Annotated in this window: 24 protein-coding genes; 15 read left to right on the top strand and 9 right to left on the bottom strand. The window is 63.9% G+C overall.

The genetic code is table 11. The annotated features are described in order from the left end of the window. Window positions 1–53: 53 nt before the first annotated feature. Genes rfbH through M0L44_RS03525 form a run of 7 tightly spaced genes read right to left on the bottom strand, consistent with a single transcriptional unit; the run spans window position 54 to window position 8,512 of the window. Entirely contained in the window at window positions 54–1,406 is a 1,353-nt protein-coding gene (gene rfbH / locus M0L44_RS03495) for a lipopolysaccharide biosynthesis protein RfbH (RefSeq protein ID WP_252768225.1), read from the bottom strand. Further along, complete coding sequence (gene rfbG / locus M0L44_RS03500) at window positions 1,403–2,479, bottom strand: CDP-glucose 4,6-dehydratase (protein WP_435526386.1); 1,077 nt, start codon at window positions 2,477–2,479, stop codon at window positions 1,403–1,405. Before rfbG ends, rfbH begins: the two co-directional genes overlap by 4 nt. Beyond that, window positions 2,470–3,243 carry a glucose-1-phosphate cytidylyltransferase gene (gene rfbF, locus M0L44_RS03505; RefSeq protein WP_252768227.1) on the bottom strand — a complete coding sequence of 258 codons (774 nt, stop codon included), beginning with the start codon at window positions 3,241–3,243 and terminating at the stop codon, window positions 2,470–2,472. The genes rfbG and rfbF overlap by 10 nt, the downstream gene beginning before the upstream one ends. A gap of 28 nt (window positions 3,244–3,271) precedes the next feature. Further along, window positions 3,272–4,282: a 2Fe-2S iron-sulfur cluster-binding protein gene (locus M0L44_RS03510; RefSeq protein ID WP_252768228.1), complete on the bottom strand. Its 1,011-nt coding sequence runs from the start codon at window positions 4,280–4,282 to the stop codon at window positions 3,272–3,274. 53 nt (window positions 4,283–4,335) lie between these two features. Continuing rightward, entirely contained in the window at window positions 4,336–5,436 is a 1,101-nt protein-coding gene (locus M0L44_RS03515; protein WP_252768229.1) for an MraY family glycosyltransferase, read from the bottom strand. Between the two features lie 56 nt (window positions 5,437–5,492). Then, complete coding sequence (locus tag M0L44_RS03520) at window positions 5,493–6,605, bottom strand: Wzz/FepE/Etk N-terminal domain-containing protein (RefSeq protein ID WP_252768230.1); 1,113 nt, start codon at window positions 6,603–6,605, stop codon at window positions 5,493–5,495. A 2-nt stretch (window positions 6,606–6,607) separates the two neighbouring features. After that, window positions 6,608–8,512, bottom strand: a complete 1,905-nt coding sequence (locus M0L44_RS03525; protein WP_252768231.1) for an SLBB domain-containing protein — start codon at window positions 8,510–8,512, stop codon at window positions 6,608–6,610. 198 nt (window positions 8,513–8,710) lie between these two features. Here M0L44_RS03525 and M0L44_RS03530 point away from each other — a divergent pair, with 198 nt between their 5' ends. Beyond that, window positions 8,711–10,147 (top strand): DEAD/DEAH box helicase, encoded by a 1,437-nt coding sequence (locus tag M0L44_RS03530; RefSeq protein WP_252768232.1) that lies wholly within the window; start codon window positions 8,711–8,713, stop codon window positions 10,145–10,147. A 48-nt stretch (window positions 10,148–10,195) separates the two neighbouring features. On the opposite strand, the gene M0L44_RS03535 is transcribed toward M0L44_RS03530, so the two are convergent. Beyond that, window positions 10,196–10,972 (bottom strand): SAM-dependent methyltransferase, encoded by a 777-nt coding sequence (locus M0L44_RS03535; protein ID WP_252768233.1) that lies wholly within the window; start codon window positions 10,970–10,972, stop codon window positions 10,196–10,198. Then, entirely contained in the window at window positions 10,969–11,574 is a 606-nt protein-coding gene (locus M0L44_RS03540) for a Maf family nucleotide pyrophosphatase (RefSeq protein ID WP_252768234.1), read from the bottom strand. The genes M0L44_RS03535 and M0L44_RS03540 overlap by 4 nt, the downstream gene beginning before the upstream one ends. 47 nt (window positions 11,575–11,621) lie before the next feature. Here M0L44_RS03540 and M0L44_RS03545 point away from each other — a divergent pair, with 47 nt between their 5' ends. From M0L44_RS03545 to lepA, 14 genes are all read left to right on the top strand, one after another. Further along, window positions 11,622–12,161, top strand: a complete 540-nt coding sequence (locus tag M0L44_RS03545; protein ID WP_252768235.1) for a YceD family protein — start codon at window positions 11,622–11,624, stop codon at window positions 12,159–12,161. A gap of 222 nt (window positions 12,162–12,383) precedes the next feature. Further along, window positions 12,384–12,566, top strand: a complete 183-nt coding sequence (rpmF, locus tag M0L44_RS03550) for a 50S ribosomal protein L32 (protein WP_252768236.1) — start codon at window positions 12,384–12,386, stop codon at window positions 12,564–12,566. Between the two features lie 147 nt (window positions 12,567–12,713). Next, complete coding sequence (plsX, locus tag M0L44_RS03555) at window positions 12,714–13,775, top strand: phosphate acyltransferase PlsX (RefSeq protein WP_435526387.1); 1,062 nt, start codon at window positions 12,714–12,716, stop codon at window positions 13,773–13,775. A gap of 21 nt (window positions 13,776–13,796) precedes the next feature. Then, window positions 13,797–14,774, top strand: a complete 978-nt coding sequence (locus tag M0L44_RS03560; RefSeq protein WP_252768572.1) for a beta-ketoacyl-ACP synthase III — start codon at window positions 13,797–13,799, stop codon at window positions 14,772–14,774. 43 nt (window positions 14,775–14,817) lie between these two features. Continuing rightward, a complete protein-coding gene (gene fabD / locus M0L44_RS03565) occupies window positions 14,818–15,756 on the top strand; it encodes an ACP S-malonyltransferase (protein WP_252768237.1) in 939 nt (312 codons plus the stop codon). Beyond that, window positions 15,753–16,496: a 3-oxoacyl-ACP reductase FabG gene (gene fabG, locus M0L44_RS03570; protein WP_252768238.1), complete on the top strand. Its 744-nt coding sequence runs from the start codon at window positions 15,753–15,755 to the stop codon at window positions 16,494–16,496. The genes fabD and fabG overlap by 4 nt, the downstream gene beginning before the upstream one ends. 72 nt (window positions 16,497–16,568) lie before the next feature. Further along, window positions 16,569–16,808 carry an acyl carrier protein gene (gene acpP / locus M0L44_RS03575; RefSeq protein ID WP_022983099.1) on the top strand — a complete coding sequence of 80 codons (240 nt, stop codon included), beginning with the start codon at window positions 16,569–16,571 and terminating at the stop codon, window positions 16,806–16,808. A 36-nt stretch (window positions 16,809–16,844) separates the two neighbouring features. After that, a complete protein-coding gene (fabF, locus tag M0L44_RS03580; RefSeq protein WP_252768239.1) occupies window positions 16,845–18,089 on the top strand; it encodes a beta-ketoacyl-ACP synthase II in 1,245 nt (414 codons plus the stop codon). 284 nt (window positions 18,090–18,373) lie between these two features. Next, window positions 18,374–18,577, top strand: a complete 204-nt coding sequence (locus M0L44_RS03585; RefSeq protein WP_252768240.1) for a hypothetical protein — start codon at window positions 18,374–18,376, stop codon at window positions 18,575–18,577. Then, window positions 18,574–19,185 (top strand): RNA polymerase sigma factor RpoE, encoded by a 612-nt coding sequence (gene rpoE / locus M0L44_RS03590; RefSeq protein ID WP_252768241.1) that lies wholly within the window; start codon window positions 18,574–18,576, stop codon window positions 19,183–19,185. Before M0L44_RS03585 ends, rpoE begins: the two co-directional genes overlap by 4 nt. 30 nt (window positions 19,186–19,215) lie before the next feature. Next, window positions 19,216–19,866: a sigma-E factor negative regulatory protein gene (locus M0L44_RS03595; RefSeq protein ID WP_252768242.1), complete on the top strand. Its 651-nt coding sequence runs from the start codon at window positions 19,216–19,218 to the stop codon at window positions 19,864–19,866. A 22-nt stretch (window positions 19,867–19,888) separates the two neighbouring features. Further along, window positions 19,889–20,935 (top strand): MucB/RseB C-terminal domain-containing protein, encoded by a 1,047-nt coding sequence (locus tag M0L44_RS03600; RefSeq protein WP_252768243.1) that lies wholly within the window; start codon window positions 19,889–19,891, stop codon window positions 20,933–20,935. A 71-nt stretch (window positions 20,936–21,006) separates the two neighbouring features. Next, the gene (locus tag M0L44_RS03605; RefSeq protein ID WP_252768244.1) at window positions 21,007–22,467 is read left to right on the top strand and encodes a DegQ family serine endoprotease; all 1,461 of its coding nucleotides are present in this window, start codon (window positions 21,007–21,009) and stop codon (window positions 22,465–22,467) included. 412 nt (window positions 22,468–22,879) lie between these two features. Then, the gene (lepA, locus tag M0L44_RS03610; RefSeq protein WP_252768245.1) at window positions 22,880–24,688 is read left to right on the top strand and encodes a translation elongation factor 4; all 1,809 of its coding nucleotides are present in this window, start codon (window positions 22,880–22,882) and stop codon (window positions 24,686–24,688) included. The last annotated feature ends 2 nt before the right edge of the window (window positions 24,689–24,690 follow it).

Here is a 24,690-nt window from a genome sequence, read left to right on the forward strand (position 1 = left end):
AGATCCGGCTGAAGCAGCGATGAGAGGCTATTGGTTGGACCGTGCAGTGGATGTCAGAAGCTGATGCCGAAGAACTCTTCAAGCTTCTCGGCAACGTAATCCAGGTGTTCTTGACCAAGTGCCGGGAAGGTGCCCAGCCAGAAGGTCTGGTTCATCACGATGTCGGTGTTGGTCAGGTTACCGCTGATGCGGTAGTTGCGACCCGCCATGTAGGGCTGCTTCGTCAGATTGCCGGCGAACAGCAAGCGTGTCCCGATCTGGTTCTCTTCCAGAAAACTGATCACGTCGGCGCGCTTCACACCAGCGTCTTCTTTCACGATCAATGGGAAGCCGAACCACGATGGCTCGCTGTTCGGCGTGGCCTCTGGCAGGTGTAGGAACTGCTCGACGCTGGCTAGGCGGTTCTTCAGATAGGTGAAGTTGGCGCGGCGCTTGGCGATGAATTCCTCGACACGGTCCATCTGCGCCAGCGCGCAGGCGGCCTGCATGTCGGAGATCTTGAGGTTGTAGCCCAGGTGGCTGTAGGTGTACTTGTGGTCGTAGCCATCGGGCAGGTCACCGCCCAGTTCTTTCTTGCTCCAGCAGAATCGCTTGTTGCAGGTGTTGTCCTTGCCGGGGGGGCAGTAGCAATCTCGGCCCCAGTCGCGGAAGGATTCGGCAATCAGCTTCAACTCGGCGTTGTTGGTGAACACCGCGCCGCCTTCACCCATTGTGATGTGGTGGGCGGGGTAGAAGCTCAGCGTGGCGATGTCGCCGAAAGTGCCGACGAGCTGACCGTTGTAGGTGGCGCCCAGGGCATCGCAACAGTCCTCGACCAGCCAAAGCTTGTGTTTCTTGCACAGCGCGGTCACCACGTCGAGGTTGAACGGGTTGCCCAGGCTGTGGGCCAGCATGATGGCCTTGGTCTTGGGGGTGATGGCCGCCTCAATCTTGCTGGCGTCGATGTTGTGTGTGGCCAGGTCCACGTCGACAAATACCGGCACCGCACCGAACTGAAGGATCGGGTTGACCGTCGTCGGGAAGCCTGCGGCCACCCCGATGACCTCGTCGCCTTGCTTGATGGCACGTTCACCCAGCTTGGGACTGGTCAGCGTGGAGAACGCCACCAGGTTCGCCGACGAACCGGAGTTCACTGTGATCAGGTACTTCACGCCGAGGAACTGCGCCAGACGCTGCTCGAACATGGCGTTGAAGCGGCCCGTGGTCAGCCAGCCGTCCAGCGAGGCGTCGACCATCATCTTCAACTCGTTGGCACCAATGACCTTGCCAGACACTGGTACGGCGGTTTGGCCAGGCACAAAGGGCTTGGGCGCGTACGCAATGTCGGCGTATTGTTGAACCAACTCGCTGATCTGGCTGCGCAGTTTGTCCAGTTGCGGTTGGAAGTTCACGGGGGTGGCGCTCATACGGTCGCTTGGTATTGAGAGATTTGGTTCAGACAGACGGCGCGCATGTCCTGGCCGGCCAGCCAGGCCTGATGCCAATCAGTGATGCGGCTCAGCGCGGTCTCCAGCGACCAACGCGGGGCCCACTGCAGACGCTGGCGTGCCTTGGAGATATCCAGCTTCAAGAAGTTGGCTTCATGGGGATGTTCACCAGGCTGCAAGGTCCAGGAAGCACCCTTTCCCCAGCTGTTGCACAGGTGCTCGACGATCCACTGGACGGGACGGGCATCGTCGTCGCGCGGGCCGAAGTTCCAGCCCTCGGCGGCAGCTTGGCCTTGCATGTACAGCCGTTCGGCCAACAGCAGGTAACCCGACAAGGGTTCCAGTACGTGTTGCCATGGGCGGATCGCGTGGGGGTTGCGGATCAGCACGGGCTCTTGGGCCTGCAGGGCGCGCAGGATGTCGGGAACCAGGCGGTCAAGGGCCCAATCGCCACCACCGATGACATTGCCCGCACGGGCCGAGGCCATGGCAATGCCCGCGTCCTTCAGAAAGGACTTGCGATAGGCGGAGCTGACAAGCTCTGCGCAACCCTTGCTGTTGGAGTAGGGGTCGTGGCCACCCATCGGCTCGTCCTCACGATAGCCCCAAACCCACTCGCGATTTTCGTAGCATTTGTCGGTTGTGATGTTGACGATGGCCTTGACGGAGCCTGCGTGGCGCGCGGCTTCCAAGACATGTACCGTGCCCATCACATTGGTTGCATATGTCTCGACAGGCTGTTGATAGGACAGACGCACCAGCGGCTGAGCCGCCATGTGGATGACGATTTCCGGTTGGAATTCGCTGACCAAGGCCTGCACGGCGGCAAAGTCGCGGATGTCTGCGACGCAGTGGTCCATCCCTGTTGCGACGTGTGCGACCTCGAACAGCGAGGGCTCTGTCGGCGGGGGCAGGGCCACACCTCGCAGGGACGTGCCCATTGATTGAAGCCACAGGCTGAGCCAACTGCCCTTGAAGCCCGTGTGGCCCGTGAGCAGAACGCGCTTGCCTTGCCAGAAGTCAGAACTGATTTTGGCGGTGCTCATTTCCAGCTCTTCCAGGGCGCCTTGTCGGAAGCCCAGAGCTCTTCCAGATAGATCTTGTCGCGCAATGTGTCCATTGGCTGCCAGAAGCCCTGATGCTCATACGCCATCAACTCGCCGTCTGCGGCCAGACGTTGCAGCGGCTGTTGCTCCCAGATGGTGGCGTCATCATCCAAATAGCCCAACACCTTGGGCGAGAGCACGAAAAAGCCACCGTTGATCATGGCGCCATCGCCCTTGGGCTTCTCCTGGAAACTCAATACCTTCCCTTGTTGGAGCTCCAGGGCACCAAACCGGCCGGGAGGGAACGTGGCGGTCACTGTGGCAGCTTTACCGTGTCGCTTGTGGAAGGCGATAGAGGCCCCGATGTCGACGTCGCTGACGCCATCGCCATAGGTGAAGCAGAATGCTTCTTCGTCCCTGATGTAATCGGCCACACGGCGCAGTCGACCACCGGTCATCGAGTTTTCGCCAGTGTCCACCAAGGTGACCGTCCACGGTTCTGCACGCTTTTGATGGACTTCCATGTGGTTGTTCCGCATGTCAAAGGTGATATCCGACATGTGCAGGAAGTAGTTGGCGAAATATTCCTTGATGACATAGCCCTTATAGCCACAGCAGATGACGAAGTCATTGACGCCATGTCGCGAGTACATCTTCAGGATGTGCCACAAGATGGGCTTGCCGCCGATCTCGACCATCGGCTTGGGGCGGACGGATGTTTCTTCGCTGAGTCTGGTGCCAAGTCCACCGGCCAGAATCACTGCTTTCACTGAGAGCTCCTAAACAAATCCAAAAAAATTAAGCGGAGACCGAACTCGATGCGACAAATGCATCAGAGTGGAATTGGCTGGAGGTCAACCCAGCCTTAAGCAACTGGGATCGGGCCGATGCGATCATGGCTTCTGAGCCGCAGGCATAAACATGAACATTCTCCAAGATTGGACGTTCATTCAATAGTATGTCCTGCACGTGGCCACGTGCATCCGCCCAAGTCGCTTCACCTCGTGACAAGACGGGGATAAATCGGACATTTTGAAACTGGTTCGGTGTCCAATACAAATCTCTTTCGTACCGACCGCCCCAATAGACGCTGACACTGCGGGGTTGGGCTTCCGCCTGCAATGTTGACAGCCCCTCCAGAATAGCCTTGATGGGCGCAATTCCCGTTCCAGTGGCCAAGAAAACCAAGTCTTTGTCGGCTTGCTCACGCACAAAGAACGTGCCCAGCGGACCACGAAGCCGCAACAGGTCATTGACCTTGGCCGTGTGGAACCAATATTGACTCATTGCGCCACCGTTGACTTCGCGGATATGCAATTCGATCGACCGATCAGCGCGAGGCGCATTGGCAATCGAATAGCTGCGGCGCAGACCTGCCGGTCCAATGATGTCGATGTACTGTCCGGGAATAAAATCAACCGTCGCCGTAGGCGGTAAACGAAGAACCACCTGCAGGACATCCGGGGCCAATGGGTTCAATGACAGGATTCGGCAGGGTACTGTCCTTGTTTCAGGCATGGAAATATTGCCGAGATCTGAAATCTCCAATTGCACCGGCCCCAGCGCTTGCCGAACACAGGTCAGGATGAACCCCTGCTGGCGGTCCGCTTCGGTCAGACCTGTTTCGGTCTGTTGTGCGGTAGTTGACCCCGTGATAACCCTGCCCCTGCAGGAACTGCAGCGGCCCGTGCGGCAACTGTAATTGAACACGATGCCTTGTCGCTGCGCCGCATCCAACAGGGTTTCGTCCCCTTGCGCAGAAAAGGTGCGCCCATCAGGCAGGGTGACAGGGTAGGCTTCGATGTTCACAGGCTTGCCTTGAGATAGGTCTTCGGGCCGCTAGGATTGGGGTTCTGAGGGAGTCAACCTTTTTTCGGGCTGATCCAACTGGGCGTTTGGAACCGGACAATGCGCCAGTACAGCCACAAATAAACGAGGAAGAAGGCGAACAGCGAAATGACCAACGCTGTCGTATGGTCCCACCACAGGGCAACAGGAAGAACCGCCAGCGAGTTGAGGGCCCACAGGTACGGTGAGGTCATGGAATTCCTGCGAATCTGAGTGGCGGTACTTCGCCCCCGTTGAGCCCAGCGCATTTGGCGGCGGTAGATCAAGGTGTGCAGATGCACTCCGTCTGGCTGACTAACTGGACGGCCTTGCAGCACCTTGCGGCGATACATCGTGAAGACAGTCTCAAACACAGGGTACGCCACCAGGACCAAAGGCGCAAAAGGAGAAACTGACGGATTGCGGGCCACCAGCAGCAAACCGAATTCCGCCAACAGGAAGCCCAGAAGGTAGGATCCCCCATCACCCAGAAAGATCAGGCCCTGCGGGTAGTTCCAAATAAAGAAGCCCAGCGTGGCCCCCAAGGTGGCCAGTGCCATAGAGGCGAGCAAGATGTCGTTCACTTGCAGGGCCACGTAGCACAGTGCCGCCAGCATCAGGGCTACAGACATCGAGGCCAGGCCATTCAAGCCGTCAATCAGGTTCACGGCGTTGACAAGCCCAGCCACGTAGAACACCGTGAGAAACACGGCCAATGGAAACCAAGCTGTGATGGCCCAGTCCAGAAAACCCATGCTGGTGCGAACCAGAACAGCGTTCAGCAGCCAGATGGCCAGCAGGCCAGACACCACGGCGCCGAACAGACGTCGGCGGGGGGAGACGGCCTTGGTGAAGTCCTCCACCAGCCCCAGGCCGAAGGCGGGCAGCGCGCACAGCAGGAGCAGAAGCGCTTGCCGCAGCACGGGCGCTTCTGTGTACAACAAAGGAAGCAGGCCCGACAACAGCCCGCAGGCGATGCTCAGGCCACCAATGCGTGGCACAATTTTGGCGTGCATCTTTTGGGGGCCGCTGAGGTCGGCATCGGCCGACCACCGCTTGTGCCACCCCGCCGACGCCACAATGGCGAACGAAGCCAATGCCGCTGCGGCGAATGACAGCGCGAGTATCCAGATCATGTTCTGTGTTTGCTCTGGGCACAGAGGGGAGTTGGAAGGCCAACTACCCTTGGCCGTCAAGTCGCAGTTTGGGTCTCGTGGCGGCGAAGAAGAATCAATCGTGATGCTGCGATGATCAGGGCGATCAGAGCTGCCCCCATGGCAAACAGCCTGCGTGAGGGCTTTGATTTCTGCTCGGCAGGCTTGGCCACGTCCACGACCTGAATCAAGGCGCCTTCACGGCTTTCATCCACACGGGCCATTTCGTATTGTTTGGCCATCAGGTCAAACAAGGTCTCCTGATACTTGAATTCGCGGTATTTGGTGACGTAATCCGCCCCTTTGCTCTCGGGCGCCTCATTGCGCTCGAGCTCGGAGAGCTTGGACCGTAGGGCACCGACCACGGCGTTTTGCTGCCGCACTTCGGGGGCTCCATCCGCAAGGGAGTTGCGCAGGGCTTGGGACTTGACTTCGGCTGCGGACAGTTCTGCACGCAGGCGGGCGTAATCGTCTGCGGCCGCTTTGGGCTCGGTCTTGAGCGCGCCCAGGCTGAATCCGCTGTCCTGCAAGGCCAATTGGGCGGCCACCAAGCGAGACTTGGTGTCCTGCATTTGTTTTTCAAAGAAAACACGGCGCTGCTGGGCTTCCGACACCGCAAGATGGCCGGTCATGTAGCGCAGTTCTTCGACGTACTGATTGGCCATATCGGCAGCACGCCGGGGGTCATGGTCGTCAACGGCGACGTTGATCAGGCCGTCCTTCTTGCCCACGGTGATTTGCGAGCTGGCGGTCAGTTTTTTGCGCGCATCCTGGCGGAACTTCGCTTCATAAACCTCCATCAGCTTGAACCGATCGATCATCCGGTCTGCCACGGTAACACTTTGCATCAGGGCGACGTATTGTTCGGCCGGGCTCTTCACCGCTGAGCCGCCGGCCAAACCGGCCAGGGCTCCCAGCGAGGCCAAAGCACTGGCTGCGGTGCTTTGCTGCTGCTGCGGGGGTAGGAAGGTCGTGGTGGACGTGAAGGTCGGTTTCACCAGATAGCTGGCGGCATAGCCGATGCCGCCGGCCACCAGGGCCACTGCCACCAGTTGCTTCCAACGCTGCAAAAGTGGTTGCATCAGCGCCCGCAGATCCAGGCCCTCGTCGTCGTCCTCGGCGTAGGGGGCGGTCGTGGTGTTCGTATTCATGCTCACAATCCCAGCGCCGCAATGCCAGCCAGACCCAACCCCATCTGATAGATGATCTGCGTCCAGTCCTTCGCGTCTTGCACGCCGGTGGTCTTGTTCAGCTCTTCTGGCACGAACAGGGTGTCGCCAGGCAGGGCCGCGAGGCTGCGAAAGTCCGAGGCGCCGTTGCTGAAGGTGCCTGACAGCTGGTGGGCACTGACGACGGTGCCGTTGGCACGCACCACGAACATGCTGCCCGGGTCGGCTCCCTTGGTGGGGCCGCCGGCCTGCTTCAGGTAGTCGTTGAGGGTGTGGTTGTCATTGAAGATGAAGCTGCCGGTGTTGAAGACGCTGCCGAACACGCCCACCGAGCTGCCGCGGGCAGGGATGGTGATGCGGTCGCTGTCTTCCAGGACCATGTCAGGCAAGCTGTTCGTGTCGGGGGCGAGCGGCAGGACCACGCGGCCGGTGGGACGAACCTGGCGCAGCCGTTCCAGCAATCGGTTGTTGGCGCTTTCGGACGCCGACAGCGAGCTGGCCTCTTCTGCGGAGGAGACACGCCGGCTGGCGGTCGACTTGGCGGTTTCGGTCTCGAGATCGCGCAAGGCGCGGTCGAAGTTCTGCTGCTGAACCTGGCGCACGCTTTCCCGGGTGAATTCGGTGCCGAAGAGGAACGCCTTGGGCGTGAGTCCACCCGCGGCGGTGAGTGCATCGGCCAGTGTGGCGCCTGGCGGTAGGACGTAGTCGCCAGGGCGAGCCACTTCACCATCGATGTGCACGCGCTTGGCCTGCCGGTCCTTGGGAAGTACCGATGCCAGAGCGCTGGCCACCTGGATCACATCGCCGGCGGCCAACGGGGTCTTGGCGCCTTGGGCCTGGGCGATGTTCACCTGCTGGACACGGATTCCCGACTTGTCGGTCAGGTGTTCGATCGACACGCTGCTGCGGTCGGCAACGGCGTTGAAACCGCCACCCATGGCCAGCAGGTCGCCCAGCGTCTCGCCTGTCATGAGTTCGTAGACGGCTGGTTGGTTTACCGCACCGATCAGGCCGACCTGGACGCCGACAGGACCAATATGGATGACGTCGTCGGGTTGGACGATTTCATCAGCAGCGCGATCGCCGTGCAGCAGCAGATCGTAAAGGTCAAAGTGGCTGACCACCTGCTTGCCACGCCGCAGAGTGACGTCGCGGAAGCTGCCGGCGGCCGAGGGGCCGCCGGCCTTCATGAGGACGTGCAGGACGGATGACAGGGCGCTCACGTTCACGCTGCCCGGCCGCAGTGCGAAGCCGGTGACAAACACGCGGATGGAGCGCAGCCGTCCGACCGAGGCAGACACCTGAAAGTTTCGGAAGGTTTGCCCGACTTGTCGGGTGATGACACTGTTGAGCTCACTCTGTCGAACACCGCCCACTTGCACGGCACCCACGCGCGGGATGGCAATGCGGCCATTGCGGTCCACGGTGAGGTGCAGGTCGGCATCAGCCGAACCCCAGATCGTCACTGCAACCTCGTCGCCCGGCTTGACGATGTAGTCAGACGGAGCTTGGGGCAGAGGGTCCAGGCCCATGCTGGCGCCCCACGCGGGATCGGTCATTAAGTCTGCACCGAAGCGGCGGACCTGTGCGACGGGGGCGAGGGGTTGTTCCCCGGACTTGGAGACGCTGAGGCGTGCGCCCAAGTCTTGAACGTAGCGCTCGAATTCGTTGGGAACGTAAGAGGGAGGCTGTTGGCTCTGGAGTGTGTTGTCTTGCCGGGGCGGGCCAGACGTGCTGCCTTGACCTTGATTCTTTAGCTGCGCTCTGCTTCCAGTGGTGTTGGCGTCAGGGATGTTGGTGCTGTTGACGCCGGATCCGGTATTCAAAGCGTTATCGACGGCCACCGGGGTGGCGGCGGACTGTGCCCACCCGGTCTGTTGGGCCAGCATGCACACGACTGCGCCAATCAGGTGAAGATGAGAAGAAGACCACTGCTTGGGACGAGCGCTGATGGGCATTGGCGAGGCGTTATGCGAGATAACCAAATGCTGGAGATCCGAGAATTCTAGCTGTCGTCTCTGGTCCATTCGTGGTCCGAGACACGGCGACCTGAAGCCAGTGACGCAGAACGGTGATAATCATGAGCAATGCAAGAAGAACTCGCCCCCGCTCGTTTCGACACCCTTCCCCTCGATCCCAAGCTGCTGCGTGCAGTGGACGATCAGGGCTACGCGACGATGACGCCCATCCAGGCCAAGGCCATTCCGGTGGTGCTCAGTGGCCGGGACGTGATGGGGGCCGCCCAGACCGGGACGGGCAAGACGGCTGCCTTCTCCATTCCGTTGTTGCAGAAGATGCTCCGACACGAGAACGCCAGCGCGTCGCCTGCTCGCCATCCGGTGCGTGCCGTGGTACTGGCGCCTACCCGCGAACTGGCCGACCAGGTCGCGCAGAACGTCAAGGCTTATGCCAAGCACACCAACCTGCGGGTGGCGGTGGTCTTCGGTGGTGTGGACATGAAGCCGCAGACGGCGGAACTCAAGGCTGGCGTCGAGGTGCTGATCGCCACCCCGGGGCGTTTGCTGGACCACATCGAGGCCAAGAATTGCGTGCTCAACCAGGTGGAGTACGTGGTCTTGGACGAGGCAGACCGGATGCTGGACATCGGCTTCCTGCCGGATCTGCAGCGCATCCTCAGCTACCTGCCCAAGGGCGGCCGCCAGACCCTGTTGTTTTCGGCCACCTTCTCACCCGAGATCAAGCGACTGGCCTCCAGCTATCTGAAGGACCCCGAGCTGGTCGAGGTGGCGCGCCCGAATGCCACCGCTTCCACGGTGGAGCAGCGCTTCTTCAGCGTGTCCGACGACGACAAGCGCCGCACGATCCTCAAGCTGCTGCGTGACCGCGACATCAAGCAGTCGATCGTGTTTGTGAACTCGAAGCTGGGGGCTGCCCGGCTGGCCCGCTCCTTCGAGCGGGACGGCCTGCGTACCGCAGCCCTGCACGGCGACAAATCCCAGGACGAGCGCCTGAAGTCCCTCGCTGCTTTCAAGGCGGGCGAGGTCGATCTGCTGGTGGCCACCGATGTGGCCGCTCGTGGTCTGGACATCGCCGATCTGCCCGCGGTGTTCAACTTTGATGTCCCGTTCAATGCGGAAGACTATGTCCACCGCATCGGGCGCACGGGTCGCGCTGGTGCCTCGGGCATCGCGATGACGCTGGTGGCCCGCGAGGATGCCCGCCTGGTGGCTGACATCGAGAAGCTGATCAAGAAGAAGATCGAGCTTGAGGCGATTGAGTTGGACGACGATCGTCCGCGCCGCTCCACGCCCCGCCCACAGGAGGAGCGTGAGGAGCGGCACTCGTTCGCGCCGGCTCCTTCGGCTGCTCCGCGGCGCAGTGAAGGCCGCGCGCCGCGCGATCCTTTCTTCGACCAGCCCTATGACGCTGGAGAGCGTGTGGAGCCTGCAGCCTGGGAACGCCATGCACCGTCCCAGCCTGCGGTATCTGCAGGGCGCGTCTCGCCCAGCATCCGTCCCAAGCGCAAGGTGGCTGCCCTGCTGGGTGGCGGCTCCAAGGGCTGAGCACGCTCACGACGGTCCGGTCCGGTCTTGCGCGGCGCGCGGATCCTTTCAGTGGGCCAGCCAGAGGAACACGGCCGGCAGCTTGTCCGGCATGGCGGGGAGCGGGGCGCTGCGCCATTGCGCCACACTGCGCGTTTGGCAGAAGCCGCCGGGCGAAGTGATGCCGCAGGCCACGCTCAAGCGCGTGCCGGGTTGCAGCAGTTGGACCAACGATTCCAGCAGCGCCTGGTTGCGATACGGGGTTTCGATGGCCAGCTGTGTCTGTCCTTCCTTGCGCGAGCGCTGCTCCAGTTCCCGCACGCGTTGCGCGCGCTCTGACGCGTTCTGGGGCAGGTAACCCTCGAAGGCGAAGCGCTGCCCGTTCAGGCCGCTGGCAGCCAAGGCCAGGGTCAGCGAACTCGCCCCCGCCAAGGGCTCCACCACCAATCCCGCTTCATGGGCTGCCTGCACCAGGTTGGCGCCAGGGTCGGCTACGGCCGGCAGTCCGGCATCGGAGAGCAGCCCCACGTCCTGTCCGGCCAGAGCCGGTGCCAGCAACTCGTGCCAGGCGGAGCTGGGGATGCTGGCGGAGGGATCACCCTTGCGTGGACGGGGCAGCTCCGTCATCGAGACTGCCTGCAGTGGCAGGGTCAGCGGATGGATTTCGCCCACGCGCTTGAGGAAGGCGCGGGCCGTTTTTGCGTTCTCCACCACCCAAGCGGACAGGCCCGCGGCCCGGCGCAGCGCCGCGTCGGAGAGCACATCCGGCAAAGGGACGGGATCCGTGCCCAGATCCAGCGCGTTGGGAACCAGCACCAGCCGGCCTGAAGACCGGGCCTGGCTCATTGCGCCTCCTGCAGCGGGTCCAGTCCCGCGGCGCGCAGCAGGGCACAGGTGCGGATCAGGGGCAGGCCGATCAGCGCGGTCGGGTCGTCGGATTCGATCGCGGACAAGAGTGCAATGCCCAGGGTTTCGCATTTGGCGCTGCCAGCGCAGTCGTAGGGCTGCTCCAGCCGCAGATAGCGCTCGATCTCCGCATCTTCCAGCGTGCGAAAGCGCACCTTCACTGACGCCAGTTCGGCGGCCTCGAAACCGGTGTTGGCGCGCACCACGGCCACCGCGGTCTGGAACACGATGGTCTGGCCGCTCATGCGACGCAGCTGGGTCACGGCGCGTTCGTGCGTGCCCGGCTTGCCCATGGGTTCGCCGTCCACGTCGGCCACCTGGTCGGAGCCGATCACCACCGCTTGCGGATGCAGCCGACTCACGGCGCGGGCCTTGGCCAGGGCCAGGCGCAGGGCCAGTGCGGCCGGGGCCTCGCCGGGCAGGGGGCTCTCGTCCACCTCGGGTGAGACGCTGTCGAAAGGCAGGCGCAGGCGCTGCAGCAGCTCCCGCCGGTAGCGGGAAGTGGAGCCCAGGATCAGGGAGGGAGGGGGCAATGCAAGCATCAGGGCATTGTCCCATCGGCGCCGGGCGCCACCGCTACACTGCCGACATGACCACAGCAGCGGACCCCCGAAAACTCGACATCGCGCGCAGTGCGCGCGATGCGGACCATCTCCAAGGCGAATGGCCGCTGACCGACCTGCCGCGGCTGGCCGAAGCGCAGGTTTCCGAAGAGCCTGCGCCGCCCGTGCAGTGGTCGGCGCAGGCTGAATTGCGGCCCGTGCTGGGTGGTGAAGGGCAGACCTGGCTGCACCTGCAGGCGCATGCGGAGGTGGCCATGGCTTGCCAGCGCTGTCTTGCGCCGGTGCGCCTGCCCGTGGCGGTGGACCGCTGGATTCGTTTCGTGACGGGCGAGGAGCAGGCCGAGGCCTTGGATGCCGACAGCGAGGACGATGTGCTGGCCCTGCCGCGTTGGCTCGATCTGGCGGAGCTGATCGAGGATGAACTGTTGCTGGCGCTGCCCATCGTGCCGCGTCACGAGGTTTGCCCGGCCCCCCTGCCGATCCCGGCTCAGCCGGCAGAAGAAGAGAGCGCGGAAGCTCGTCCGAACCCCTTTGCGGTGCTGGCTCAGCTGAAGTCCCGCTCCTGAGGCTATCGGGGCTTGGGAAGGATCTGCTATACTTTCTGGCTTTCCGCGTTCCTGGCGCCACTCTTGTGGTGCGGGCAGTGTGGGACGGGGTGTTCTGCGGCCGGCGTGTAGCCAGGCAAGCAGTGCGGCCTCGGGTCCTGCCAGATGCGGGTCAGTCACTCGGGCAAGTCTTTCAAGGCATTTGCCCTGTTCGCCGGAACCCCGGCGTCCCAGGAGAGCTCCATGGCCGTTCAGCAAAACAAGAAGTCGCCTTCCAAGCGTGGCATGCACCGTTCGCACAATGCCCTGACCCAGCCGGGCACGGGCGTCGAGCCGACCACCGGTGAAGTGCATCTGCGCCACCACATCAGCCCCAACGGCTTCTATCGTGGCCGCAAGGTCCTGAAGACCAAGGTGGAAGCCTGATTGTCACGGGGCGGCTGTGCGGGGCATCTGCTTGCAGGTGCCATCGCCATGTTCGTCGCCCAGTGACTGCTTGTTGAAGTCAATCGGGCCTCTGGGTCTGAGTTCCCCTTGTCCGAGACTGTTCCCAGCCTGACCCCCTTGAGCCGCGTGCGCATCGCCGTGGACTGCATGGGGGGCGATCATGGGCCCTCGGTGACCCTGCCGGCCTGTCAGGCCTTCCTGGCTTCGCACCCCGAAGCCGAACTGTTGCTCGTGGGTTCGGCAGAGGCATTGGCGGCCGCCGCGGCTTGGCCGCGATGCACGCAGGTCCTGGCCACCGAAGTGGTGGCCATGGATGATCCCGTCGATGTGGCGCTGCGCCGCAAGAAGGATTCGTCCATGCGGGTGGCCATTTCCCAATTGAAGTCTGCCGATGAGCGTCTGCCTGCCTTGGCGGATGTTTGCGTGTCTGCAGGCAATACCGGTGCCTTGATGGCGCTGGCTCGGTACCTGCTCAAGACAGTCGATGGCATTGACCGTCCCGCCATCGCGTCCGTGCTGCCCAATCAGCATGGTGGGTTCACCACGATGCTGGATCTCGGTGCCAATGTGGATTGCACGCCCGAGCATCTGCTGCAGTTCGCGGTGATGGGTTCTGCTCTCGTGGCGGCGGTGGACGGCCGGCCCGACCCGACGGTGGGCCTGCTGAACATTGGTTCCGAGGTGATCAAGGGCAGCGACGTGATCAAGCGTGCCGGAGATCTGCTGCGTGCCGCTGCGGCGGGTGGCCATCTCAACTATTACGGCAACGTCGAGGGCAACGACATTTTCGAGGGCACGACCGATGTCGTGGTCTGCGACGGCTTCGTCGGCAATGTCGCGCTGAAGACGACCGAGGGGCTGGCCCACGCGCTGTCCCAGTTCATCCGCGAGGAATTCACTCGCACTTGGTGGACGAAGCTGGCGGCCCTGGTGGCGCTGCCGGTGCTCAAGCGCTTCCGTGCCCGGGTTGATCCCCGGGGCTACAACGGTGCGGCTTTGCTGGGCCTGCGCGGGCTGGTCTTCAAGAGCCATGGCGGCGCCGATGCCTATGCCTTTGAGCGGGCCCTGGTGCGCGCCCATGACGCCGCCCGCAACCGCTTGCTCGACCAGGTGCGGGGCCGTATCGTGGATACCCTTCAATCCATGCCCATTCAGCCGGCGGACGAGTTCGTGCGTCCGGCCGCCTGACTTTTCCCCTTCGCCATGACCTTGCCGCGTTTCTCTCGCATCACCGGTACGGGCAGCAAGCTGCCCGAACGCCGCGTCAGCAACGATGAACTGGCGGCCGAGCTGGCCGGGCGGGGCATCGAGACCTCCGACGCGTGGATCGTTGAGCGCACAGGCATCCGGGCGCGGCACTTTGCGGCGCCGGAAGTCACCTCCAGCGATCTGGGGGCGGAGGCCGCTCGGCGGGCGATGGAGGCCGCAGGCGTCCAGGCGACCGACATCGACCTGTTGATCGTGGCCACTTCCACGCCGGACATGGTCTTTCCGTCCACCGCGTGCATCATCCAGCGCAAACTGGGGATCCAGCAGGGGGCGGCCTTCGACCTGCAGGCGGTGTGCGCCGGTTTCATCTACGCCCTGAGCGTGGCGGATTCGATGATCCGCAGCGGTACCGCACGTCGCGCCCTGGTGATCGGATCGGAAGTCTTCTCCCGGATCCTTGATTTCAGCGACCGGACCACCTGCGTGCTGTTCGGTGATGGCGCCGGTGCCGTCGTGCTCGAGGCTTCGGAGGAGCCCGGCATCCTGGCCACCCGGCTTCATGCCGACGGCCGCCATGTTGAAGTGCTGTGCACGCCAGGGCATGTCTCGGGTGGACAGGTCATCGGGCGACCGTTGCTGCGCATGGATGGGCAGGCGGTTTTCAAGTTGGCCGTGCACGCGCTGGACCATGTGGCGCGCGAAGTGCTGGAAGCGGCGGGCCGCCAGGCCTCGGACGTGGATTGGCTGGTGCCTCACCAGGCCAATATCCGGATCATGCAGGGCACTGCCCGCAAGCTGAAGCTGCCGATGGAACGCATGGTGGTGACCGTGGATGAGCACGGCAACACCTCGGCAGCGTCGATTCCCCTGGCGCTGGATGTCGCTGTGCGCAGCGGCAAGATCCAGCGGGGAGATACCCTCATGCTAGAAGGGGTCGGGGGCGGTTTCACCTGGGGCGCGGCGCTGATCGACTACTGAGTCGACGGTTCCGCAGCATCCCATCTAAAAGCTGTCACAGCCCATGAGTAAATTTGCAGTCGTTTTTCCGGGGCAGGGGTCCCAGTCGGTCGGTATGCTGGATGCTTGGGGCGATCACCCCGAGGTGGTCCGCACCGTGGACGAGGCCAGCCAAGTGTTGGACCGGGACCTGAAGTCCCTGATCCACGAAGGCCCCAAGGAACAACTGGACCTGACCACCAACACCCAGGTGGTGATGCTGGTGGCGGGGCTGGCCTGCTACCGTGCCTGGTTGGCAGAGACCGGGTTCACGCCCGCGGCGATGGCCGGCCATTCGTTGGGTGAGTACACCGCGCTGGTGGCCGCCGGCGGTCTGGCCCTGGCGGATGCTTTGCCGCTGGTCCAGTTGCGTGCCCAGGCCATGCAGGATGCCGTGCCAGTGGGCACCGGCGCCATGGCCGCCATCCTGGGGCTGGAGTCCCAGGTGGTGCGGGCCGGCTGCGCCGAGGCGGCGCAGGCCACCGGCGAGGTGGTCGAGGCTGTCAATTTCAATGATCCCAAGCAGACCGTGATCGCCGGCACCAAGGCTGCGGTGGATGCCGCCTGTGTCACCCTCAAGGGCATGGGCGCCAAGCGTGCGCTGCCCCTGCCGGTGTCAGCGCCTTTCCACTGCAGTCTGATGAAGCCGGCGGCCGAGGTGCTGAAGACCCGTCTGGCCACCACGGCATTTGCCGAGCCGGGCATCCCGGTCATCAACAACATCGATGTGCAGGTCGAGAAGACCGCGGACTACATCCGGGATGCGCTGTACCGCCAGGCCTTTGGGCCGGTGCGCTGGGTGGAGGTGGTGCGGGCCCTGCGCACCCGTGGCGTCACCCATGTGATCGAATGCGGCCCCGGCAAGGCGCTGACCGGCATGGTGGCGCGCATCGACGCCGAACTGGTCACGGGCCACGTGTCCGACCCGGCTTCCCTGGAGAAGACAAAGGAACTGCTGGCATGAGCGAGACGACCATCCAGACCGCCCTGGTGACCGGGGCCACCCGCGGCATCGGCCGCGCCATCGCCTTGACCCTGGCTCAGCGCGGCTACCGGGTGATCGGCACCGCCACCAGCGAGGCCGGCGCCCAGAGCATCCTTGAGGCGCTGTCGGCCTTCCCCGGCTGCGAGGGCCTGTGCCTGAACGTCAACGACGCCGCTGGCATCGAGGCTGCCGTCGAGCAAATCGTCAAGACCCACGGTGGGCTGCACGTGCTGGTCAACAACGCGGGCATCACCCGCGACCAGTTGGCCATGCGCATGAAGGACGAGGACTGGGATGCGGTGCTGGACACCAACCTCAAGGCCGTCTTCCGCATCAGCCGGGCCGCTATCCGCCCGATGATGAAGCAACGCTTTGGTCGCATCATCAGCATCACGTCCGTGGTCGGCGCCTCCGGCAACCCGGGGCAAGCCAACTACGCGGCGGCCAAGGCCGGCGTGGCCGGCCTGACCCGAGCCCTGGCCCGCGAGCTCGGCAGCCGCAACATCACGGTCAATTGCGTCGCGCCCGGCTTCATCGCCACCGACATGACCGAGGTGCTGCCTGAAGCCCAGAAGGCTGCGCTGATGCAGCAAATTCCCCTGCAACGTCTTGGAAAACCCGAGGAAATCGCCCATGCTGTGGCTTTTCTCGCGTCTGCCGAGGCGGGTTACATCACCGGAACAGAGCTGCACGTCAACGGCGGCATGTTCATGAACTGAGTCCCTTGGTCGGAGAGCTGGGTCTGCCAGCGTAGAATCCGGCCGTTTTACGCAATCCCTCCTGGAGGAGTCATGAGCGATATCGAAGCACGCGTCAAGAAGATCATTGCCGAGCAGCTGGGTGTTCCCGAAGCCGACGTCACCAACGAAAAGGCCTTCGTGGCCGACCTGGGCGCCGATTCCCTGGACACCGTCGAGCTGGTGATGGCCCTCGAGGACGAGTTCGGCATCGAAATCCCCGATGAGGAAGCCGAAAAGATCACGACCGTGCAGCTGGCGATTGATTACGCCAAGGCCCACGCCAAGGCCTGATCCGGCCCTGGATTGTTTTTTGATCCGATCTCACGCATGACCCGTCGACGCGTTGTCATCACCGGCATGGGGCTCATCAGCCCCGTCGGCAACACGGTGTCCGAAGGCTGGACCAATCTCCTCGCGGGGAAGTCCGGCATCGCGCCGATCACGAAGTTCGATGCTTCCGGCATCGCCTGCCAGTTCGCAGGCGAGGTCAAAGGCTTCAATGTCGAGGACTACATCCCCGGCAAGGACGCCAAGCACATGGACGCCTTCATTCACTACGGCGTGGCCGCGGCCATCCAGGCGGTGAAGGATGCGGGTCTGCCCGCGAGAGAGGCGCTGACCGAAGAGCAAGCCGAGCGTATCGGCTGCATGATCGGCTCAGGCATCGGGGGCCTGCCCGAGATCGAGGCGACCGCCCGGACGGTGGTGGAGCGCGGCCCCCGCCGCATCTCCCCGTTCTTCGTCCCGGCCTCGATCATCAACATGATCTCCGGGCACGTGTCCATCCATTTCGGTTTCACCGGCCCCAATCTGGCGCTGGTGACGGCCTGCACGACGGGCCTGCATTGCATCGGCCTGTCGGCCCGCATGATCGAGCATGGTGACGTTGACGTCATGGTGGCCGGCGGTGCCGAATCCACCGTCAACGTGCTGGGTGTGGGTGGCTTTGCGGCTGCCCGGGCCCTGTCCACCCGCAACGACGATCCGGCCACTGCGTCCCGCCCCTGGGACAAGGACCGCGATGGTTTCGTGCTGGGTGAAGGCGCTGGCGTGATGGTGCTCGAGGAGTACGAGCATGCCAGGAAACGCGGCGCGAAGATCTACGCTGAAGTGATCGGCTTCGGCATGAGCGCCGATGCCTATCACATGACGGCGCCCAATGTGGACGGCCCCAGGCGGTCCATGAAGGCGGCGCTGCGCAGTGCGCAGATTAACCCCGAGGAGGTCCAGTACCTGAACGCGCATGGAACCTCCACGCCACTGGGTGACCTCAATGAGACCAATGCCATCAAGCTGGCCTTTGGCGACCATGCCAAGCGTCTGGTGGTCAACTCGACCAAGTCGATGACTGGCCACCTGCTGGGTGGCGCGGGTGGCGTCGAGTCGGTGTTTTCGGTGTTGGCGCTGCACAACCAGATCTCGCCCCCCACGATCAACATCTTCAACCAGGACCCCGAATGTGACCTGGACTACTGCGCCAACACGGCGCGTGAGATGAAGATCGACGTGGCGGTCAAGAACAACTTCGGCTTTGGTGGCACCAACGGCACGTTGGTGTTCCGGCGCGTCTGAGCGCGTCGCAGCGTCCTGAGGCGGGCAGCATGCGCGCCGCGCCGCCCGCAGCCTGGCCCGTGGCCCATGGGGGACTGGGGCTTTGGCGCCTGGTTCACCTTGGTTTGCCCTCGACGGCTCTTGCGGCGCTGGGCTGGGCGGTATCACCCTGGCCGCTCCAGACCGCGGTCCTCGTTGCGCTGACATCGATGGGCATCGCCGACCGTCTATGGTGCCGCCGGACTCCGTCGATCCTGGTCTGGAACGGTGTTCAGTGGTCTCTGGGGAGCCGGTGCGGCGGCGAGGTGTCCCTCCAGTGGGATGGCGGCCGCTGGTTGCTGGCCTGCTGGCGTGAGAGTGCGAGTGGCAATGGCACCCGCCGCTGGCTGATGCTCGACCGGGCGGATGCCGCTTCGGCGGCCGACTGGCATGCCCTGCGCGTCGCGCTGGTGCAGCACGCTGGCGAGCCCCGTCAGGTGTCTGCGATCTCTCGTGTGGAGGTCACATGACACCGGAGGGCGATGCTGACGCCATCCTGGTGCAGAGGGTCAAGCAAGGCGATGTGCGGGCCTTCGAGATGCTGGTGGTCAAGTACCAGCGCCGTATCGAGCGCCTGATTGGCCGCATGGTGCGCGACAGCGACCTGGTGTTCGACATCGCCCAGGAAACCTTCATCCGGGCCTACCGTGCGCTGCCGCAGTTCCGGGGAGATTCCGCGTTCTACACTTGGCTGTACCGGATTGCAGTGAACACTGCGAAGAAGGCACTGGCCGATCTCAAGCGGGACCCCATCATCACCGAGGCCGCCCTGGCCATCTCCGGTGACGATGATGAAACTTCCTCTTCGCAAACGGAACAAACCGACATGGCCACGCCCGACGCGATGCTGGCCAGCAAGGAAATTGCCGCGACTGTGAATGCCGCGATCGATGCCTTGTCGGAAGATCTGCGTCAAGCCATCACGCTGCGAGAGATCGAAGGCTTGAGCTACGAGGAAATTGCGGAAGTGATGAATTGCCCGATCGGCACCGTTCGATCGAGGATCTTTCGTGCCCGTGAGGCGATTGCCCAGCGACTGCGACCCCTGCTGGACACGCGCGATGGTGAACGTTGGTGAGGCCTGTTGGCTGCTGGAGTGTCAGAGATGATGTCGGAGCCCCTGAACGAACGTGACGTGGTGCGCGCCTGCCTGTCGGCCATGGCCGATGGCGAGGCCACAGAAGGCGAGATGCGACAGGCGCTGCAGGCCTGGCGCGACGACGAGGATTGCCGTGCTAACTGGCATGGCTACACCCTCATCGGGGACGCCATGCGCTCGGACGACCTGATCAGCGCGGGCGGAGGGCATGATGCGCACTTCCTGAGTTGCCTGCGTGCCCGCTTGGCGGATGAGCCAGTGGTGCTGGCGCCGATGTCTCCCCTGGGGCCGCAGGAGGTTCCGGGCGCGGCTTCCAACGTGGTGCCCCTCCGGGCCGGCGCGCGCTGGCGGCGGGTGCTGGTGTCGCACCGCGGTTGGACAGCCTCTGCGGCTGTGGCGGCTGGCTGCGTGATGGCGGTGGGCGCTGCCATGGTGTGGCGTTCTCCGGTTCCGGGCGTGGCGCCTGCCGGGGTGGAACTGGCGCAGGTGCAGGCCGTGGCCACGCCGGCCTCCATGTCGGAGGTGGCGGCCGTCATTCCCATGCAGCGCAACCCGCAATTGGATCGCTACCTGATGGCCCATCGGCAGTTTGCGCAGGGGCCTGCCCTGGCGGCGCCTGGTGGCATTCGGCAGGTGGCATTGAGTCCGGATGGCGAGTGAAGTCCTGAGGCGGTACAAGCACATGCAGGGGTTCGTTGGACGCGGTTGGCAGAAGCCGCTGCTGGCAGGGGCGATGGGCGCCCTGATGTTGGCCTCGGGCAGTGTTCGGGCTGCAGGCGCCAGTGCCCCTTCACCGGCGGAGGCCGCCAGCGAGCCGGCCCTCACCGCCAAGGCTTGGTTGATGCGCAGCCAGGCTGCAGCGTCGACCCGCAATTTCCAGGGCACCCTGGTGTTCACGGGGGGCGGGGCGGTCAGCAGTTCTCGGGTGGCCCACTACTGCGAAGGCTCGCAGCAATACGAACGCGTCGAGGCGCTGGACGGTGAGCCGCGCAGCATGTGGCGGCACAACGATCTGGTCCAGACCGTCTGGCCCCGCGTCCACATGGCGGTCATCGAGCAGCGTGATCCGCGGGCGATGTTTCCAGCCCTTCTGTCGGGTTCCGGCAGCAAGCGGGTGTTGGAATGGTACGAATTGCGTCCTCTGGGGCATGATCGCGTGGCGGGCTACGATGCCGATGTGGTTCTGCTGAAGGCCAAGGACACCATCCGCTTCAGCCAGCGGCTGTGGGCAGAACGGCAGACGGGCTTGCTGCTGCGCTCCGAGGTGCTGGGGCTCAATGGGCAGCCGCTTGAGTCCGCCGCCTTTTCCGAACTGTCCATTGGCGTGAAACCCCAGCCCGAACTGGTGGTGTCGTCGATGCGCAAGCTCGACGGCTACCGGGTGCTGCGTCCGACGGTCCAGCCGGCCACCCTGGAAGGGGAGGGCTGGAGCATGAGCAGTCTGCCGCCTGGCTTCAGGGAGGTGCATTGCGCCAAGCGCAGCCTGGATCCGATGGGCACCCCGGGGGCTCCGACGGTGCTGCAGGCCATTTATTCCGATGGCCTGACCCATGTGTCACTGTTCATCGAACCGTACCAGGCGTCCCGTCATCAGGGGGAGGTCAGCGTCACCATTGGCGCGACCCACACGCTGATGGGCCGGCGAGACGACTATTGGGTGACCATCATGGGGGACGTTCCCCCGGACACCTTGCGCCGATTTGCCGGCGCGCTCGAGCACAAGCACTGAGTCACGGGCGAGCCCCGGGACACGACAAGACCAACAGGGCCGTGCGGCCCATCATGCAGAGAGGAGAATGCATGCGAGTTCTTGCATTGGCCGGCGAACGCATCCGCTGGCGCTGTTCCCTGGGGGCCGTCGTCCTGGGCCTGGGGGCCTTCTGGATGGCCACGCCGGTCCTGGCCGCCGAGCCCGCGACACGGATGCTGCCCGACTTCACCGACCTGGTGGAGCAGGTCGGCCCGGCCGTGGTGAATATCCGCACCGAGGAGAAGGTGCACGTGGACCCGCGCAGTGCCCAGATCGACCCGGGCATGGAGGAACTGTTCCGCCGCTTCGGCATTCCCCTGCCGCGTGCCGTGCCCCGTGGTGACGACAACGGTGAGTCGGACGACGACGAGCCCACTCGCCGAGGCGTGGGATCCGGCTTCATCCTGAGTGCCGATGGTCTCATCATGACCAATGCCCACGTGGTGTCGGGCGCGGACGAACTGACGGTCACCCTGCCAGACAAGCGCGAGTTCAAAGCCAAGCTGGTGGGGGCGGACAAGCGCTCCGACGTGGCCCTGGTGAAGATCGAGGCCACCAACCTGCCGACCGTCAAGATCGGCGACGTGGGCCAGCTCAAGGTGGGTCAATGGGTGATCGCCATCGGCTCGCCCTTCAACTTCGAGAACACGGTCACTGCGGGCATCGTCAGCGCCAAGCAGCGCGACACCGGCGAGTTGCTGCCCTTCATCCAGACCGACGTGGCCATCAACCCCGGCAACTCCGGTGGCCCGCTGATCAACATGCGCGGCGAGGTGGTGGGCATCAACTCGCAGATCTACAGCCCGTCGGGCGGCTATGCCGGCATCTCCTTCTCGATCCCCATCGACGAGGCCATGCGCGTGGCAGACCAGCTGCGCACCAGCGGCCGTGTGGTGCGTGGGCGCATCGGCGTCATGATTGCCGAGGTCACCCGCGAGGTGGCGGAGTCGATCGGCCTGGGCAAGCCCCAGGGCGCCATGGTGCGCGCGGTGGAGCCGGCGTCGCCGGCCGAGAAGGCGGGCCTGGAAGCGGGCGACATCATCGTCAAGCTCGATGGCAAGGCGCTGGAGAAGGCCTCCGACCTGCAGCGCGGCGTCAGCGCCATCAAGCCGGGCACCAAGGTGAACCTCCAGGTCTTCCGACGGGGGGCGTACAAGGACATGGCGGTCACCGTGGGCGAATTCGAGGCCGACAAGCCGGCGGGCAAGGACGCCGAGGCCCCTGTGCCGGCTCGCAACGCTCTGGGCCTGACGGTGGATGACCTCAGCGATGCCCAGAAGCGGGATCTGCGTCTGAAGAACGGTGTTCAGGTGGTCAAGGCCGAAGGCCCCGCAGCCAAGTCCGGTCTGCGCGAGGGGGATGTGATCCTGACGGTCGAGAACACCGAGATCCGGGACGCCAAGCAATTCGGGGTGGTCGTGGCCAAGCTCGACAAGAAGCAGCGGGTCACTCTGTTGGTTCGGCGGGGCGAGTGGGTCAACTATGTGATCGTCCAGCCGGGCGGCCACTGAAAGGCCTGGAACCTCTTTGGTTGACTGCCCTGGGAGGTCTTTTCACAAGGCGGAAGCTGGCGGATCCCGGACCCCGGCCCAGGATGGCCATTTCCCCTGGGAACTGTGAATAAACTGTTGATAACTTGGATGGCGAGGCAGGCCCTCAGCCGCTTTCCCGCCACATCGGGGCATTGTGGGAAGGGGCTTTTGGCTACAATGAAAGCCCAACAAGCAGTTGCCATACGTTTTGTTGGAAGGCGCGTCTCCTCTTTGGACGTGCCTTTTTTTTAGCCGCTGTGTCCACGGCGCGTCTGCCGAGATCCGACCCGGTCGGGCGCGCACGACAGCCCCTTGCCGACCCCTCTTTGCCATCGTCCTGGCCTCCTGACACCAGGCCCATCCGACGGCCCATCGCCGAATTCCTCACCGCATGGACCACATCCGAAATTTCTCCATCATTGCCCACATCGACCACGGCAAGAGCACGCTGGCGGACCGTCTGATCCAGCGCTGTGGTGGCCTGAGTGACCGCGAGATGGAAGCCCAGGTGCTCGACTCGATGGACATCGAGCGCGAGCGCGGCATCACGATCAAGGCGCAGACGGCGTCGCTGCAATACAAGGCCCAGAACGGCAAGATCTACAACCTGAACCTGATCGACACCCCGGGGCACGTGGACTTCTCCTATGAAGTCAGCCGCTCCCTGTCGGCCTGCGAAGGTGCGCTGCTGGTGGTGGACGCCTCCCAGGGTGTCGAGGCACAGACCGTGGCCAACTGCTACACCGCGCTGGACCTGGGCGTGGAGGTCATCCCGGTCCTGAACAAGATGGATCTGCCCCAGGCCGACCCGGACCGAGCCAAGGAAGAGATCGAGGACGTGATCGGTATCGACGCGTCCGGGGCCATCCCCTGCTCGGCCAAGACCGGCCTGGGCATCGACGACATCCTGGAGGCTGTGATCGCCCGCATGCCGCCGCCCAAGGGCGATGCCAGCGGTCCGCCGCGGGCCATGGTGATCGACGCCTGGTTCGACAACTATGTCGGTGTCGTCATGCTGGTGCGCATGGTCGATGGCCAGTTGGGCAAGGGCGAACGCATCCGCATGATGGCCACCAATGCCGTCTACCCGATCGAGCACCTGGGTGTGTTCACGCCCAAGAGCGAGAACCGTGATGCTTTGAAGGCCGGCGAGGTCGGCTTCATCATCTGCGGTATCAAGGAACTGGCCGCTGCCAAGGTGGGTGACACCGTCACGCTGGAAAAGAAGCTGCCCAACAATGCCGGCCCGGCCACCGAGGCCCTGCCGGGCTTCAAGGAGATCCAGCCGCAGGTGTTCGCTGGCCTCTACCCCAGCGAGGCCAGCGAGTACGACCAGCTGCGCGATGCGCTGGAGAAGCTCAAGCTCAACGACAGCTCGCTGCGCTTCGAGCCGGAAGTCTCGCAGGCGCTGGGCTTCGGCTTCCGCTGCGGCTTCCTGGGCCTGCTGCACATGGAGATCGTGCAAGAGCGCCTGGAGCGTGAATTCGACCAGGACCTGGTGACCACGGCCCCCAGCGTGGTCTATCAGGTGGAGCTGGGCGACGGCGAGGTGATCGAGGTGGAGAACCCCTCGAAGATGCCGGACCAGGGCCGCATCCGGGAGATCCGCGAGCCCATCGTCACGGTTCACCTCTACATGCCGCAGGACTACGTCGGTGTGGTGATGACGCTGTGCAACCAGAAGCGCGGCGTGCAGCTCAACATGGCCTACCACGGCAAGCAGGTCATGCTGACCTACGAGCTGCCGCTGGCCGAGATCGTGCTGGACTTCTTCGACAAGCTGAAGTCCGTCTCGCGCGGCTACGCCTCCATGGACTACGAGTTCAAGGAGTACCGTGCCGCGGACGTGGTGAAGGTGGACATCCTGATCAACGGCGACCGGGTGGACCCGCTGGCCATGATCGTGCACCGCAGCCAAAGCGCCTACCGCGGCCGCGCGGTGGCCGCCAAGATGCGCGAGCAGATTCCCCGCCAGATGTATGACGTGGCCATCCAGGCCGCCATCGGCGCCAACATCATCGCGCGCGAGAACATCAAGGCGCTGCGCAAGAACGTGCTGGCAAAATGCTACGGCGGCGACATCACCCGCAAGCGCAAGCTGCTCGAAAAACAAAAGGCTGGCAAGAAGCGCATGAAGCAGATCGGCACCGTCGAGGTGCCGCAGGAAGCGTTCCTCGCCATTCTCCAAGTGGATGACTGACA

The organism is Ideonella oryzae (assembly GCF_024055665.1).
Lineage (GTDB): Bacteria > Pseudomonadota > Gammaproteobacteria > Burkholderiales > Burkholderiaceae_C > Ideonella > Ideonella oryzae.